Source organism: Negativicoccus succinicivorans (genome assembly GCF_018373335.1).
In the GTDB taxonomy this organism is placed as follows: Bacteria; Bacillota; Negativicutes; order Veillonellales; family Negativicoccaceae; genus Negativicoccus; species Negativicoccus succinicivorans_A.
The window spans coordinates 1-15,712 of sequence record NZ_JAHAHH010000022.1; the positions used below are offsets into that span (position 1 = coordinate 1).

The 15,712-nt window shown below is 54.3% G+C and carries 16 protein-coding genes; all 16 read left to right on the plus strand.

Going from position 1 to position 15,712, the window contains the following annotated elements; genetic code table 11:
• Positions 1-254, plus strand: a 254-nt coding sequence (locus KH813_RS02750) for an FAD-dependent oxidoreductase (RefSeq protein ID WP_303992928.1), incomplete at its 5' end; no start/stop codon positions are given.
• A 1-nt stretch (position 255) separates the two neighbouring features.
• A complete protein-coding gene (nth, locus tag KH813_RS02755) occupies positions 256-909 on the plus strand; it encodes an endonuclease III (RefSeq protein ID WP_303992930.1) in 654 nt (217 codons plus the stop codon).
• Positions 910-932: 23 nt separating this feature from the next.
• Positions 933-1,328, plus strand: a complete 396-nt coding sequence (locus KH813_RS02760; RefSeq protein ID WP_303992934.1) for a hypothetical protein — start codon at positions 933-935, stop codon at positions 1,326-1,328.
• Between the two features lie 105 nt (positions 1,329-1,433).
• Positions 1,434-2,735 (plus strand): hypothetical protein, encoded by a 1,302-nt coding sequence (locus KH813_RS02765; protein WP_303992936.1) that lies wholly within the window; start codon positions 1,434-1,436, stop codon positions 2,733-2,735.
• Positions 2,708-4,009, plus strand: coding sequence for a lipase family protein (locus KH813_RS02770; RefSeq protein WP_303992939.1), 1,302 nt, complete (start codon positions 2,708-2,710; stop codon positions 4,007-4,009). Before KH813_RS02765 ends, KH813_RS02770 begins: the two co-directional genes overlap by 28 nt.
• A gap of 302 nt (positions 4,010-4,311) precedes the next feature.
• The gene (locus KH813_RS02775; protein WP_303992942.1) at positions 4,312-5,316 is read left to right on the plus strand and encodes a hypothetical protein; all 1,005 of its coding nucleotides are present in this window, start codon (positions 4,312-4,314) and stop codon (positions 5,314-5,316) included.
• Positions 5,288-6,136 carry a stage 0 sporulation family protein gene (locus tag KH813_RS02780; RefSeq protein WP_303992945.1) on the plus strand — a complete coding sequence of 283 codons (849 nt, stop codon included), beginning with the start codon at positions 5,288-5,290 and terminating at the stop codon, positions 6,134-6,136. The genes KH813_RS02775 and KH813_RS02780 overlap by 29 nt, the downstream gene beginning before the upstream one ends.
• A complete protein-coding gene (locus tag KH813_RS02785; protein WP_303992948.1) occupies positions 6,129-6,884 on the plus strand; it encodes a tRNA1(Val) (adenine(37)-N6)-methyltransferase in 756 nt (251 codons plus the stop codon). The genes KH813_RS02780 and KH813_RS02785 overlap by 8 nt, the downstream gene beginning before the upstream one ends.
• Entirely contained in the window at positions 6,881-7,723 is an 843-nt protein-coding gene (gene rsmI / locus KH813_RS02790) for a 16S rRNA (cytidine(1402)-2'-O)-methyltransferase (RefSeq protein WP_303992951.1), read from the plus strand. Before KH813_RS02785 ends, rsmI begins: the two co-directional genes overlap by 4 nt.
• A complete protein-coding gene (metG, locus tag KH813_RS02795) occupies positions 7,723-9,726 on the plus strand; it encodes a methionine--tRNA ligase (protein ID WP_303992954.1) in 2,004 nt (667 codons plus the stop codon). Before rsmI ends, metG begins: the two co-directional genes overlap by 1 nt.
• A gap of 1 nt (position 9,727) precedes the next feature.
• A complete protein-coding gene (locus KH813_RS02800) occupies positions 9,728-10,498 on the plus strand; it encodes a TatD family hydrolase (RefSeq protein ID WP_024048085.1) in 771 nt (256 codons plus the stop codon).
• A gap of 210 nt (positions 10,499-10,708) precedes the next feature.
• The gene (locus KH813_RS02805) at positions 10,709-11,704 is read left to right on the plus strand and encodes an ABC transporter substrate-binding protein (RefSeq protein WP_303992956.1); all 996 of its coding nucleotides are present in this window, start codon (positions 10,709-10,711) and stop codon (positions 11,702-11,704) included.
• 22 nt (positions 11,705-11,726) lie between these two features.
• The gene (locus KH813_RS02810) at positions 11,727-12,605 is read left to right on the plus strand and encodes an ABC transporter permease (RefSeq protein WP_303992959.1); all 879 of its coding nucleotides are present in this window, start codon (positions 11,727-11,729) and stop codon (positions 12,603-12,605) included.
• Positions 12,605-13,393 carry an ABC transporter ATP-binding protein gene (locus KH813_RS02815; RefSeq protein ID WP_303992963.1) on the plus strand — a complete coding sequence of 263 codons (789 nt, stop codon included), beginning with the start codon at positions 12,605-12,607 and terminating at the stop codon, positions 13,391-13,393. The genes KH813_RS02810 and KH813_RS02815 overlap by 1 nt, the downstream gene beginning before the upstream one ends.
• 133 nt (positions 13,394-13,526) lie before the next feature.
• Positions 13,527-15,053: a DUF3825 domain-containing protein gene (locus KH813_RS02820; protein ID WP_303992965.1), complete on the plus strand. Its 1,527-nt coding sequence runs from the start codon at positions 13,527-13,529 to the stop codon at positions 15,051-15,053.
• Between the two features lie 329 nt (positions 15,054-15,382).
• The coding region (locus KH813_RS02825; protein ID WP_303992968.1) for an S-layer homology domain-containing protein at positions 15,383-15,712 on the plus strand (330 nt) is incomplete at its 3' end.

A 15,712-nucleotide genomic window follows, 5' to 3' on the forward strand; every position in this document is an offset into this window, starting at 1 on the left:
AAGTTGTGGAATTGCCGTTGGACGGCGTTTTTGTCGAAATCGGCGGCGAACCGAACACCGGCTTCGTGCCGCAGGAATTGGCATTAAGCGACAATCGCGAAGTGAAAGTGGGACGTGACACATCGACCAACTTACCGGGTCTTTTTGCCGCCGGCGACAACACGGATTATCCGCAGCGTCAAATCGTGATCGCGGCCGCTGACGGAGCGAAAGCCGCGTTGGCAGCGCACGATTACCTGCTGCATAAGGCGTAAGATGCGGGTTACCAAGGCCATTCGCGAAGAGCAGTTGGCGATTTTGGAAGCGACGTATAAAGATCGTAAGACGGCGCTTCATTACAACTCGCCCTTTGAGCTGTTGGTCGCTGTCGTTTTATCCGCGCAGTGCACCGACGAGCGTGTGAATAAAATCACCGCGCGGATTTTTCCGCGGCTCAACACGCCGGCGAAGATGGGGCAACTCACGCAGGCCGAACTGGAAGAAGAAATTCGCGATTGCGGTCTCTTTCGCAGCAAGGCGCAACATTTATTAGCCACCTGCACGCGATTGTTGGAAGAGTATCACGGGGAAGTTCCGCGGACTAAAAAAGAGCTGATGACGCTGCCGGGCGTCGGTCAAAAAACGGCGAATGTGCTGGTGAGCGTTCTCTATGACGAGCCGGCCATTGCCGTTGACACGCATGTTTTTCGCGTCGCCAATCGGTTGGGATTGGGGCGGGGCAAAGACGTCACCGCCGTCGAACGCAAACTGGAGCGCAATATACCTCGCGAAAAATGGTCGCAAGCGCACCATTGGCTCATTTGGCACGGACGGCTTGTCTGTAAAGCGCGTCGTCCGTTATGTGAACGTTGTCCGCTGCGCCATGTTTGCCCGATCGGTGTTCGACAAGAACCCGCCGATTCGGTATAATAACGGATAAGGGGGGATGATGCATGAATTGGTCGTATGTAGAGCCGGGCTTTATCACGGAAAAAGTGTTGGCGGGGCGACCTGTTCTCCTGACAGTGGAACCGTTTACCGAAGCGGATACGGATGCTGCGCAGGCGTACGCGGACGAGATTTGGAATTGGCTGTTAGCCAATAGTTCGCATATCGATGACATTGCTCCCGCTATCGTGAGCCTTAAAAATACGCATTGGCTGGAGGTCAACGAAGCGCCGGTGACCGTAGAACAAATGCTGCCGCAGCTCCAAAACATCGCGGCTGTGTATGCGCAAAAAAACGAAGGCATTTTGATTTACTATGATGTCGGCGACATGTTTGCCGGCAACTCGGTCGTCATCATGCTGTCGCCGGAATTCCAATTCCGCGGCATTCAGATTATGTAATTTACATAGCGTAAAAGGCCTTCGGGCCTTTTTTTTGCTTTGACAGCTTACCGGCGCTTCCGTACAATGATAATCACAAACGGAAGCCGAGAAAGCGAGGGTATTATGCAACGACACGAATGGGTAGAGCGATTTCGCGCGTCAGGTATCGCGGAATCACAGATATATACGGAAGTATTGCGCGCGCGGGAAATTGATCAGGTATTATTTCAACGCGCCGATCATCGTGAATACGGCGTGACGGGAGAAACGATCATCGCGGCGTTGCGTTCGTTTACAGTCGAGAAATTCGGACCCTATCCGGCGGATCCCGAACGGTATCCGGAAGTCTATGTCACGGCGGTGTCGACGCCGCCGCTGCTTTTCAGTCCCTATCGGGAAAAAAGTTACGGGCCGGCGTTGACGACCTTATGGGAGCAGGCGGATCAGGCCGCGCATGTTCTTTTAGTACATGCGGACACGTATCTCGGCGACGCGACGAAGGCGAAAGAGATTTTTCAGCGCGCGCCGAAAATTGTCGCCACCGCCGCCGATGACAAAGCCGCCGAGGAATTGCAGTTGTTGTATCCCTACTACGAATGGACGACGTTCGAAACGCTTCCGAAAGATGATTTTGACTATATCTTTTTGGGCACCGCTGCGGCGACGACGGCGGAATTGCAACAGTTGACGCAAACGTATCCCGAAGCGCACATCGACGCGTGGGTTTTATTTGAAGGCGCGCAGGATCAAACGCAACTGCCGACGGGCGCGTGGTACCTTTACGGAGCCAATGATGAAAAACTGTATTGGATCGGTCATCCGGATTCTACGCAGGAAAAACGTTACGGCATGGCGCGTTTCAGTGACGGGCAATGGGAAAAAGAAATTCGTTCACCGGAAACGTGGCGAGCCTGGCAAGCGGATCAAGAGGAAACCGCATTGCGGGATTATGCTGACCTTTTGCCGACGCGACCGATACCTGACGGGGGCGTCGCTTTGGCGGCGGCGCTCAACAACGGACCGTGGCCGCTGACGGCGCGGGAAGAATCGATGCCGGGTGAAGCCGCGGGACCGCTCGCTTCGGGGGATATTGTCATCGCCGTTACGAAAGACCGGTACCGCGTCGGGATCATTACTGAGAAAAACGCCGGCAAATATTTGACGGGCCGCGCTTTTGTCATGCGCCCGCGTCGCATGGAACACGCCGCGTGGTTGTGGATGACGCTTCAAACCGATCGGGTAAGGGAACAACTCACGTCCCTTTTGGCCGGAGATTTCCGCTATTTAACGCCGGCGCTCTTGGGACAACTGCCGTTGGGGAACGCGACCGCGGACGCGATTCATACGGCGCAAGCATGGTTGGCGCGGCAAAATGAATGGGAAGAGGTGCAGACGCGATGGGAAGAATGCATGCATACGTTTTAGCAGTTATTTTATTACTCGGGATCGGACCGCAGGCATGGGCCCATGACGCGGTGATGCTTTCGCCTTTTCCCGCGGATGAAGTTTCCATCGTGGCGCCGAATTCGAGTAGCGCGGAAATGATGAGCAAGGCGGGGGTCAACAGCAATGAGGTGTTGCTGGCGGCCTACGCGTCATTGGCGGCGTACCAATCGGAGTGGAGCGGTTTGCCCGTCTCCACATTGCAAAAGACCGGTTGGCAAGTCACCCCCGGCGACACCGGTCATGAACGTTTCATTATCGCATCGCAGGAAATGGAAGGTCATCCTTACTACATCGTGGCCATTTCCGGAACGGAGCGAAAAATCGATCTCAAGGCCAATCTGCGCAATGACATGGTTACGATTCCGCAATATCCTGAAATTTCCGTGCATCAGGGATATTGGGAAGCCGCGCAACGTTTGTCGGAGTTGCCGCAAATCAGAGAAGCCGTGGCGAGTACGAACTACGGCGGCCGCGTTATTTTTACCGGGCACAGTCTCGGCGGCGGAGTGGCCACTTTGATCGGTTTGCAGGAAGTAAGCGAGGCCGCGGGAGATCTCGCGCAAATGCGGGTTATTACGTTTGCCGCGCCGGATTTTGTCAATTCTTTCGGCAGCCGCTCGATCGGTAAATATTCCGCGGTCAATTTTCGCATGGAAGCGGATTTAATTCCGCGCCTGTTTCGTTTGGTGAATTATCGCTATCGCAGCAACCCCAATTCGATCACTTGGAGTTTACATACGCCGTCGCAAGGCATACAGCACGCCATGGTCGGATTTTTGGACGAGGCTTTTTACCAGGCGGCGTGGACCTTTTCCGCGAACCTGCCAACATCGGGGCCGGTCGATATCTATGTAGCCGCGCCCGCGTTGACAACGGACATGGGACTTTCACCGCGCCTCATCCAAGCGTATCGCAACACCGCCATTTATGCGGCGGTCTTACCGGAAACGCAGCGCATCGCGCGCGATTATCGCGAAATGGAACTGTCCGACGCATTGGCGACGGCCCGCGCGCGGGGCGCTAAATATTTACTGTGGTTACCGATTTCCATCTATCCCGAGCGGGAAAGCACCAATCGCAACTACGGCATGGCGCTCACCGAGCAGTGGTGGGACGTCGATAAAGAAGAACTGCTCACGTGGGAAAGCGCGGCGTTTCGTTCGGGCGGATACACCATCTTCGCCAAATTGGCGGATTATCTTGTCGGCAAAGAGCAAATACCCGGCGAGAGCGATTTTCTGCTACAAAACTAAAGGCTTTATGCGGCGCGGCATTGGCGGCTTTTATTCAAAGCGTTCGCGAAAGCGGGCATGACGGGCGCGCAAATGATCAGGCCGAGAGAAAACGCAAGGGGATACGCAAAAGAGGGAAGATCGAAACGTCTTCTCTCTTTTATGATGAGTGATAGCTCGTTTGTCATGAAAAACATAGAGCTACAACGGTGACTGTTATTCGCTTGCCGTCACGCGCGGCCCGCTGAAGAAGTCAAAAAATATATGTTATAATATAATTTATTAATTATGATTGATGCGTAAGCGTGTCGCGGGGAGAGATTATGAGCACTGAAATACCGGCGCATCCTGCGATTTGGTCCCGGTTGCAAACGGAGCGGCAAACGGGCCGACTGCCGCACGCGTTGCTGTTTGTCGGCGCGGCGGGACTGGGCAAAGCGGCGACCGCGTGGCAATTGGCGACGCGGATATTGGGACGCGAACTGCGCGTGACGCCGGCGGATGAATTACCGAAAGACACTTTTTATCTCGCGGATGAAGCCGATTTCTTTCGCGTTTCCCCGCAGGGAAGCGAAATTAAAATCAGCCAGATTCGCGCGGTGGAAAAAGCGCTCAGCCGCACTCATACGGGCGCGCGCGTAGTGATTTTACAAGCCGTGGACCGTTTGAACGTCACAGCGGCGAATGCGCTTTTGAAAACTTTAGAAGAGCCGCCGGAAAACACGTATTTTATTTTGCTTGCCCAAAGTGATGCCGGACTTTTACCGACCATTCGTTCGCGCGTTGTTCGCTACGCTTTTACCGCGTACGATGAGAAAACATTCGCGGCGTGGCTCGCGACGAAGCAGCATTCCGCAGAAGAGGCGCAAATGCTTTTCGCCGTCTCGGAAGGGAATCCGGGGCTGGCTCTAGCGCTGTTGCAGGGCGATTTGAAAGCAAGCGCCGATGCGGCGCTCACGTTTTTTGAAACACTCGGCGCAAGCGCTACGCCGTACCTCGATTTGAGCGCGTTATGGCAAGCGCACGAGCGCGCGGAATTGAACCTATACATTCATTGGTTGGAATGGGTCGCGCATGATTTGGCGATCCTCATTACAACGAATGATGCAACGCTTTTACGTTTACCATTCGCCGAAAATCGGTTGCGAAAAATAGCCGCCGATTGGGATGCGACAACGATTTTAGAGGTCACGCCGATCTTGCGCGAGGCGCTGCGCGCCAACGAATTATATATGGCGACCAAGTTGATCGGCGATATGGTGATCTTGGAACTGAATGCATTGACAGAAAGGAGCCGCCATGCCAACCGTAGTAGGAGTACGCTTTAAGCAGGCCGGCAAGATTTATTATTTTGATCCGCGGAAACTGACCGTTGTTCCCGATGACGAAATTATTGTCGAAACGGCCTGGGGAAAAGAATACGGACGCATTGTCATCGGTCCGCGCGACGTGCGGGAGGACGAGATCGCCGCGCCGTTGAAACCGGTACTGCGTTTAGCGACCCCGCAGGATTTGAAACAGGTACAACAAAATAAAGAACGGCAGGCGCGGGCGTTTGTCATCTGCAAAGAAAAAATTAAACGTCACGGCTTGCCGATGAAGCTGATCAATGTCGAATACGCGTTCGATATGAATAAAATCGTTTTCTTCTTTACCGCTGACGGCCGCGTCGATTTCCGTGAATTGGTACGCGACTTGGCGTCCGTTTTCCATACGCGCATCGAGCTGCGGCAAGTCGGCGTGCGCGATGAGGCGAAAGAGTTGAACGGCATCGGGCCTTGCGGTCGGGAGTATTGTTGCGCGGCATGGCTCGGCGAATTTTCTTCGGTGTCCATTCGCATGGCGAAAAACCAAGGGCTCTCGCTCAATCCGACGAAAGTGTCCGGCGCGTGCGGCCGCCTGATGTGCTGTTTGCGGTACGAAAACGACATGTATAAAAAAGGCGGCGAACTGTGCAAGACCTGCAGTTGCCCGCATAAGAAACAAAAACAGTCGGCGGCGCCGCGCGTCGGTAAGAATGTCGACACGCCGGAAGGCCGCGGAAAGGTGCAGCGTGTCAACGCGAACAAACGCACGGTCAGCGTGCAGATGGAGAATCAGCGTCGGACCGAGTGGAGTTGGGACGAGGTGCGAGAGGTTCGTGGCTAGTACCGACTTCATACTGCGTTCGGGCGAACGGCTGGACGATTTAATTCGTGACGGCATGAAGATTATTCAACGTCCGGATGAATTTTGTTTTTCGCTGGACTCGGTTCTTTTGGCGCAATTCGCGAGCCTCAAAAAGGCGGATCGCGTTTGGGATCTGGGCACGGGCACGGGCGTGCTCGCGCTCTTGCTTACGAGCCGCGGCGCGCGGGATATTATCGCGGTGGAGTTAAATCCGGTGCTGGTGGATATCGCTCGCCGCAATGTCGCGGGGAACGGCCGCGATGCGCAAATCAAAGTGCGCGAAGCGGATTATCGCCGTCATCGGGAATTATTTCCCGCCAACAGCGCCGATCTCGTCATTTGCAATCCGCCGTATCGCGCGCTCGGTGGCGGCGATCGCTCGCAGTTGACGGGCGTGGCCGCGGCGCGACATGAAACGACGGCTACGAAACAGGATGTCATCGCGGCCGCCGCGTACTTACTGCGTTACGGCGGACGGTTCGCGCTCGTGCAGCGCGCCGATCGCACGGCGGAATGGTGCGCGGCCTTGGAAGCGGCGAAACTTGCCGTCAAGCGCTTGCAATTTGTGCATAGTCGGCAGGGATCGCCGGCGAAGTTGGTGCTGCTGGAGGCGCGCATGAACGGCCGCGCCGACTGTACCGTTTTGCCGCCGCTTTTTGTGCATGATGATCACGGCGATTATACGTCGGATATTTTACGCTTATACGGAAAGGAAGTTGCCGATTGAAAGGTACATTATATTTAGTGCCGACACCGATCGGCAACTTGCAGGATATGACGTATCGCGCCGTCGCGATCTTGCGGGACGTGGCGCTGATCGCGTGCGAAGACACCCGTCATACTCGGCTTTTATGTCGTCATTATGAAATTACGACACCGCTTTTTTCCTACCATGAGCACAATAAAGATGCCGCCGGTCCGAAACTGATCGAGCGCCTGTTGGCGGGCGAGGATATCGCGCAGGTGAGTGACGCCGGCATGCCGGCGATCGCCGATCCGGGTAGCGATTTGGTGGAGCGGGCGGTGGCGGCGGGTATTACGATCGTGCCGTTGCCCGGCGCGAATGCCGCGTTGACGGCCTTGATCGCCTCCGGCTTAGATACGAAAACATTTCGCTTCATCGGTTTTTTGCCGCGCACGAAAGCGAAGCGCGAGGCGTTGTTGGCGACGCTTACGGACGAACCCGCCACCTTGCTCTTTTATGAAGCGCCGCATCGGTTGGGAGAAACGCTCGCCGTTTTGCAAGCGACGCTGGGCGATCGTTCGGCGGTCATCGCGCGCGAACTTACGAAAAAATTTGAAACCTTTTATCGCGGGTCGCTGGCGCAACTCAGAGAGCACGCGGATATGAAAGCACCGCGCGGCGAATTCGTCATCATGATCGCCGGCGCGGAGCCTGCGGAAAAAGAAACGCTGGCGAAAGAATCATGGCCCCGAGCCGTTGCCGAATTGGTGGCGCAAGGTATAAAATACAGTGCGGCGTGTAAAGCCGTCGCGGAGCAGGCGGGCGTTTCCCGCCGTGAAGTTTATTCCCATTGTTTATCTTTACAGAAAGAGGCTCATTAATGGAACAAGCCCATAAGAAACCGACTTTTTATATCACGACGCCGATTTACTATCCGAGCGCGCAATTGCATATCGGCCACACCTACTGCACGACGCTCGCCGATGTCTTGGCGCGGTACCACCGCTTGAAAGGCGAAGACGTGTTTTTCCTGACGGGTTCGGATGAACACGGTCAAAAAATTCAACGCAAAGCCGAAGAAGCGGGCGTCACGCCGCAAGCCTACGTCGATCATATCGTGGCCGGTTTCCAGAAGCTGTGGAAAAAATTGAATATTACCAATGATGATTTTGTCCGCACGACGGAAAAACGCCATGCGGAAGTGGTGCAGGCGCTGTTCCAAAAAGCCTACGACAAAGGCGATATTTATAAATCGCAGTACGAAGGCTGGTATTGCACGCCCGACGAAACGTTTTGGCCGGAAAATAAATTAGGTCCGGATCATACCTGTCCCGATTGCGGCCGTCCTGTCGAACTCGTCAAGGAGGAAAGCTATTTCTTCCGGATGAGTAATTACGCGGATCGCTGGTTGCAATTCATCGAAGAAAATCCGGATTTCATTCAGCCGGCGTCACGCCGCCATGAAATGATTGAATTCGTGAAAAGTGGTCTGGAAGATTTGAGCGTGTCGCGTTCGAGTTTCGATTGGGGCATTCCCGTACCCTTTGATGATAAACATGTCGTTTACGTATGGTTTGACGCGCTCGCCAACTATTTGACGGGCATCGGCTACCTTGACGCGCCGGAAAAATTCGAGCATTATTGGCCGGCGGATCTGCACCTGGTCGGCAAAGAAATCGTGCGTTTCCACGCCATTATCTGGCCGATCATGCTGATGAGCCTCGGCCTGCCCTTGCCGAAAAAAGTGTACGGCCACGGCTGGCTGATCGTCGACGGCGTGAAGATGAGCAAAAGCATCGGCAACGTTGTCGATCCGATGCCGCTGTTGGACGAATTCGGAGCGGACGCGATTCGCTACTTCCTCACCACCGATATTTCGCTCGGTCAGGACGGTAATTTCAGTCGCGAACGTTTGATCAAAAAAACGAATTCGGATTTGGCGAATGACCTCGGTAATCTCTTGCATCGTACGCTGACGATGGTCGAAAAATATCGTGACGGCGTCGTCACGGCGACGGACGCGCCACTCGGCGCCGTAGTCGCGGACGCCAACGCGGCGTTGACGAAGCTGGCGCAAGAAACGGTCGCAAGCTATACGCGGGACATGGATAAGCTCGCGATGAATGACGCCTTCAAGGCGGTTTGGGTATATGTCCGCGCGTTGAATAAATATATCGACACGACAGAACCGTGGAAATTAAGCAAAGGAACGGCGCCGGCTGACTTGGACAGCGTTCTTTACCACCTTGTCGACGGTCTGCGCACGGTCGCCATTTTGGTAGCGCCGCTGATTCCGCAGGCGGCGGAAAACATGTGGGCGCAACTGGGTTTGACGGATTTCGCCGCCGCGCGTCTTGACGGAGCGGCGCCGGAAACGTATCCGAGCGGCACGACCGTGCATAAAACGCAACCCTTATTCCCGCGCCATGAATTGGACACTGTTACGGAGGAGAAAAAATTGACGGAAGAAACGAAACCGACGAAACCGACGCAAGCGGCTGCGGCGAAAGCGCAGCAAGCAACCGTCGCCAAAGACGACAAGCAAACGGCCGCGGACGAAAAACCGCAGATTACGATTGACGATTTCGCGAAATTGGATTTGCGCGTCGCGGAAGTGCTCGCTTGTGAAAAGGTAGAAAAAGCGGATAAATTATTGCATTTGACGGTGACCTTGGGCGATGAAGAACGCAGCATCGTGAGCGGTATCGCGCAGCATTATCAACCGGAAGAACTGGTCGGTAAACATGTGATTGTGGTGACCAATCTGAAACCGGTCAAATTGCGCGGCGTATTGTCGCAGGGCATGATTTTGGCCGGTTCGCAAGACGGCGCGTTGCATGTTCCGTTCCTGCCGGATCTGCCGGCCGGGAGTCGGGTGAAATAAAATGCTGTTCGATACGCATGCCCATCTTTACGATGAAAAATTTCAGTACGATCGCGAGGAAATGATCGCCGACGTATTGAAAACGGTCGAGCATGTGGTCATTCCCGCCGAAGACAGGAAAACCGGCGCGCAAGCGTTGGCGCTGGCGGAACAATACCCCGCGTTTTATTGCGCGGTGGGCGTGCATCCGCACTTGGCCGCGGCGATGACGGAAGAAGATTTCGCGCAAATCAAAACATGGGCGCAAACGGAGAAAAAAGTAGTCGCCATCGGTGAGATCGGACTCGATTACTACTACGACAACAGTCCGCGGGACATTCAGCAGGAGGTTTTTCGCCGCTTTGTGAAATTGGGGATCGAGCTGGACTTGCCGATCATCATTCACGATCGCGACGCGCACGGCGACACCCTGCGGATTTTACAGGAAGAGGCGCATCCTCGTCTGCGCGGTATTTTGCACTGCTACAGCGGCAGTTATGAAATGGCCGCCGAATTATTGAAATTGGGCTTTTACATTTCCTTTTCCGGTACCGTAGTGTTCCCGAAAAGCACGAAATTAAAAGATGTGGCGCGGCGTCTGCCGCTTGATCGTCTGTTGATCGAAACGGACAGTCCCTATCTCACGCCGCCGCCCTTCCGCGGTCGGCGCAACGATCCGACGCGCGTGTACTACGTCGCGGAAGAACTCGCCCGTTTGCATGATATGCCGGTCGAAGAAATGATCGAAACTACTTCTCGCAACGCGAAAACGATTTACCGCATCAACGATTAAAGAACCCGTTCGCGGGTTCTTTTTTATTTGCTGAAACTGTCGTGAATGAATTTTTGCGGAAAACACGCGATTAAATGCTGGACTTTTTTCATTATTTCTTGTAAAATACTGTTCAACTATCTTTTGACAGATAGCGCATTGTAGCATAGGCAAGATGGCAGCATGGGTAAGATGGCAGTATTCGTAGCAGAGTAGCAGGGAAGGATGAGAATGATGGAAAAAAACCGTCTCAAAAAAGCAGCATGGGTAGGATTGGCAGGAATACTATTGTGCGGCGTGCTCGCAGGATGTGGAGCCACTGCCGAACATAAACAAAGCGGTACACCGTATTCGGTCGGATTGGTGCAGATTGTGCAGCATCCGGCGCTCGATGAAGCGGCTCGCGGCATTGCTGACGGCATGACGCAGGCAGGGCTGAAAATGGGCACTGATTATACGCTGGAGAGCCAAAACGCTCAAGGCGATCAGTCTAACTTGGATACGATTGTGCGGCATTTTTTATTTAGCAAAAAACAATTAATTTACGCGGTGGCCACGCCGGCGGCGCAAGCGGTAGCGAACGCCACGCATGAAATACCGGTGGTAGCGACGGCGGTGACGGATTTCGCGGCGGCGGGACTTGTCAAAGACGAGTCGCGACCGCAAACGAATGTGACCGGCACCGGCGACCGCACCGACTTGAAGGCGCAATTGGATTTGATGCGGAAATTGACGCCGCAGGTCAAAACATTGGGCGTCATCTATAATGCGGGCGAGGTCAACTCCGAACTGCAAGTGCAGGCATTGGAGCCGGCGGCGCAAGCACTGGGCATGACCGTGAAAAAATTTACGGTGGCGTCGGTGAACGACATCCCGCAAACCGCGCAGCAGATGACGGGTGAAGTCGACGCGGTATACGTGCCGACGGATAATGTGGTGGCGTCTGCGTTACCGGCGTTGATCGCGGTGACGAACGAAAAGAACATACCCGTCTACGGCGCCGAGATCGCGCACGTGAAAAACGGCGCGTTGGCGTCGGTTTCCGTAGATTACTACAAGCTCGGTTTGCGGGCGGGCATGATGGGCGCGCAAATTCTCAAGGGCGAAGCGAAACCGGAAACCATGCCGATTGAAACGCAAACGGAACTCGTTCCCGTGCTGAACCGCGCGCAGGCGGAATTGTTGGGCATTACCGTGCCGTCGGATATCGGTTTTACGGAAGTATAGGAACGCGAAAAGGAGAACGAATTTGAGTTTACTCATAGCCACTTTAGCGCAGGGATTGATTTGGTCGCTCCTGGCGCTCGGCGTATTTTTGACATTTCGAGTATTGGACATCGCCGATCTTTCCGTGGAGGGAACCTTTCCTCTCGGCGCGGCGGTCGCGGCGATGTGGATCGCGGGCGGCGGCTCTCCCTGGACGGCGCTGCTCTTATCACTCGCGGCGGGAGCGGCGGCCGGTACGGTCACCGCGCTCTTGCATACGAAACTGAAAATCCCCGCGCTCTTGGCCGGTATTTTAACGATGATCGCGCTTTACTCCGTGAATTTGCATGTTATGGGGAAAGCGAATATTTCTTTATTGCGCGCGCGTACTGTTTTTACTGACTTGGCCGGCGGCTTCGTGCCGCCAATGTGGACGCCCTTTCTGACCGGACTCGCGTTGGCGGGCGGTTTCGGTTTGCTGCTGTACTGGTTTTTCGGCACCGAACTCGGCACGGCGATTCGCGCGACGGGCAATAATCCGCGCATGATTCGCGCGCTCGGCGTCAATACGGACGGCATGATCGTGTTGGGCATGTTGTTGAGCAACGCGTTGGTCGCGCTCTGCGGCGCTTTCGTCGCGCAGAGTCAGGGGTTCGCCGACGTCGGCATGGGCATCGGTACGATCGTGATCGGTCTGGCGGCCGTCATTATCGGTGAAGTGCTCTTTGGCCGGTCCAGTTTTAAAAACAGTCTTTGCTCTGTTGTTTTGGGTTCGATTATGTATCGCATCGTGATCGCGGTTGTCTTGTACATGGGCATGCCGCCGAACGATTTGAAACTGTTTACCGCTGTTTTGGTGGCGTTGGCCTTGGCCTTGCCGTTGGTGCAAAAACAATGGTCGGCCGGGAAGCGAGGTGCCTGATGCTTCATGTGACGAACCTCAAAAAAACATTTTTCCCCGGCTCGGTCAATGCGAAAGTCGCGTTAGACGGCTGCGATTTGCATTTACAACCCGGCGACTTCTGCACGATGATTGGCGGCAACGGCGCGGGCAAATCCACCCTTTTGAACGCGATCGCCGGCGTGTTTCCCGTCGATGACGGACAAATCATCATTGACGGTCGCGATGTGACCGCTTGTTCGGAACATCGTCGCGCGCGTTACATCGGTCGCGTGTTTCAAGACCCGCTGCAAGGCACGGCGGGCGGCATGATGGTGGAAGAAAATTTAATACTCGCGGCGAAACGAGGTTTGCCGCTCTCTCTGCGTTGGGCGTTCAGCAACGACAAGCGGGAGCATTATCGCGAACTTTTGGCGACGCTGGGCTTAGGCTTGGAAGATCGTCTGTTCACGCGCATGGAACTTTTATCGGGCGGACAACGCCAGGCTATTACCTTATTGATGGCGACCTTGCAACGACCGAAACTCTTGCTTTTGGATGAACCGACCGCCGCGTTGGATCCGAAAACGGCGGCGAAAGTATTGGCGCTCACCGATCGTATCGTGCGCGAGCATCAACTCACCACGTTGATGATCACCCACAATATGCGCGACGCCTTGCGCTTGGGCAATCGTCTGATCATGATGCATCAGGGACGCATTATTTGGGACGTACAAGGCGAGGAGAAAGCGCGACTTACCGTCACCGACGTGTTGGAACAATTTGAAGAAACCGCGGCGTCGTTCAGTGACAGCATGGTCTTGGCATAAAAAGAGCGTCGATCGACGCTCTTTTTTGTCGCGTCATTATTTTTCGGCGATGGTCGCGCGATATCGCATGCGTAGTGAAAAACGCGGCCCGTATGCTATAATAAACGGGTATACACAGATAAGGAGGTGTCCTGTGGCAGGAATTAAAAACAAAGCCTGCATTCCCTCCACCAGTTGGAATCGTTTGCGCAAGCTCTACGGTAACGAAAGAATAGACTATTATAATTTACTCGAAGAAAGTTACCTCAGCGCTCGCGAAAACGGCACTCTCACTGAACGGAAGGATGAGGAAGTCGCGTACCTGCTGAATCGCCCCAGCGTCACCGGCAAGGCGGTCGCGGTTCGTTACATTCCCAACGCCGACTCCTACCGCGAGAAAAATCCGCAGTGGATTTGGTATTTAAGCGAAGTCAATGAAACGGAAGCGGCGGCGACAGGCGATGGTAAAAAGGAACGGCGTAAACCCGCACGCGCGAAAAACGGCAAACTCGCCAAAACATTGACGCCCACGACGCAACGGGTCATTCAAGTGCCGTCGAACAAACCGGAGGAAGTCAAGCGCTCATCGAAATCGTCGGCCAAGCAAAATAACGCCGCACAAGCGACGGAAAGCAACGGAGCGGCGAAGAAAATAGCGAAAAACAATTCGGTGAAAACGGCGCATCGCATCGTCGACGCGTTGCCGCCGGAAATCGCGGGCGGCGCGCCCGGCAGTGAAGAGGTCGGCCCGAACGTCGCGTTGCGGCAATTCGCCTGGCTCGGCGCGGAAATTGAGTTTTATAACGACTTATATAAGATGATGAAGAGCGAGCCATGGTATTTTTCGAACGACACTCACAATGCCAGCTTGGCGAGCTATATAAACTATACGTTTTACCGTCTGCAGACCGAGAACAAAATCGTCTACTCCCTGGATAACCGCTACGCCGCTTTCAACACCGGCCTCGTCGACAATCGGGATAACGAGATTTACGCCTTATTCGCGCGTGAATCCGGTTACCGTCAGGAATGGGTCTATCGCGCGTTCTGCATTCGCGGCACGGGCGACGGCAAAATTCTCAGCGAAAAATTCGTCGAATTTCCGGAGAAAGCGGACTACGCGCTCGACCCGCGCTTGCAGCAGATCGGCCGCGATACGGAGCTGGATGTCGACTTCCAGCATATCGTGATCGCCAACGCGGGACGTTTGCCCGAAGAAACCTTGATTGACGAAAGCGACCGCGATACCAAATCGCCGTTGAAAAATATCCTCGTGCAACGTCGTCGCTTGCAAGAGCAGGGCGACCGCGAAGGTGTTGCGCAGCAAAACTATAAACTCGGCACATTGGTAGCCGAGCATGAAGAATGGCAAAATCGCCTGCTCGACCGCTTGGAAGAGCATGTGAAAGTCGCGCGCGACCGCGTGGATCAAAACCCCGCTATCGCCATTCCCGTCTATTATCCCGGCAAAAACACGATGAGCGTCATCCTTCCCTTGTATCGTTTCCGTGATGACGACATCGCTTACGGCGCGTTGGTCGTCGGCATTACGCCGGCGGGAAATTATCAGGCGCACACGCTGTTGACGCCTAAAATGGCGTACGTTGACGCGCGTATCGTGCGACCGATCGACAGCCTTTGGCTGATGAAAGCCTATCTCGCCGCCAATGAAGAAAACTAAAACGCATTTTAATTTAGCCTCTCATCTTGTCACGAGACGAGAGGTTTTTTCTTTCCGCCGCGCGGCGGATCGGGCTAAATATTAAAAAATGAGCGCAAAAATAGAAATTGACATTGGTACTAGAATAAAATTAAAAGTTTTCAAAATGGCTAAAAACCCTTGTAAACCGCTTGATTTCGCGTTTTCCAAATGGTACGATGTAAACACAGTAAGCGAGACGACAGACGCTGCTGGCAGAGTCGAGGGTAGAGGAAACCAGGTCACTCGCACCGCGACACTCTGAAAACTTTCTGTCGAAATTTTGAACTCAAAGGAGAGTGTCAATTATGATGAATAAAAAATTGGCAACAGTATTGGCAGCGACTTGCGTCCTCGGCGCAACGACAGCATTCGCAGCACCGAATCCGTTCTCGGATGTAACTCCGAACGACTGGGCTTACCAGGCAGTATCTCAACTCGCCGCGGAAGGCGTTGTTGAAGGATATCCGGATGGAACATTCAAAGGTCAGCAGAACATGACCCGTTATGAAATGGCGCAGATGGTCGCTCGCGCGATGGTGAAACAGGATCAGTTGAACGCGGAACAACAGGCGCAATTGAACCGTTTGGCTGACGAATTCGCGAACGAACTGAACAGCCTCGGCGTACGCGTTTCCAAC

Bases quoted from the DNA above. Each gene is read 5' to 3' on its own strand.
- nth (WP_303992930.1), top strand. From the start codon at position 256: ATGCGGGTTACCAAGGCCATTCGCGAAGAGCAGTTGGCGATTTTGGAA.
- KH813_RS02760 (WP_303992934.1), top strand. From the start codon at position 933: ATGAATTGGTCGTATGTAGAGCCGGGCTTTATCACGGAAAAAGTGTTG.
- KH813_RS02765 (WP_303992936.1), top strand. From the start codon at position 1,434: ATGCAACGACACGAATGGGTAGAGCGATTTCGCGCGTCAGGTATCGCG.
- KH813_RS02770 (WP_303992939.1), top strand. From the start codon at position 2,708: ATGGGAAGAATGCATGCATACGTTTTAGCAGTTATTTTATTACTCGGG.
- KH813_RS02775 (WP_303992942.1), top strand. From the start codon at position 4,312: ATGAGCACTGAAATACCGGCGCATCCTGCGATTTGGTCCCGGTTGCAA.
- KH813_RS02780 (WP_303992945.1), top strand. From the start codon at position 5,288: ATGCCAACCGTAGTAGGAGTACGCTTTAAGCAGGCCGGCAAGATTTAT.
- metG (WP_303992954.1), top strand. From the start codon at position 7,723: ATGGAACAAGCCCATAAGAAACCGACTTTTTATATCACGACGCCGATT.
- KH813_RS02800 (WP_024048085.1), top strand. From the start codon at position 9,728: ATGCTGTTCGATACGCATGCCCATCTTTACGATGAAAAATTTCAGTAC.
- KH813_RS02805 (WP_303992956.1), top strand. From the start codon at position 10,709: ATGATGGAAAAAAACCGTCTCAAAAAAGCAGCATGGGTAGGATTGGCA.
- KH813_RS02815 (WP_303992963.1), top strand. From the start codon at position 12,605: ATGCTTCATGTGACGAACCTCAAAAAAACATTTTTCCCCGGCTCGGTC.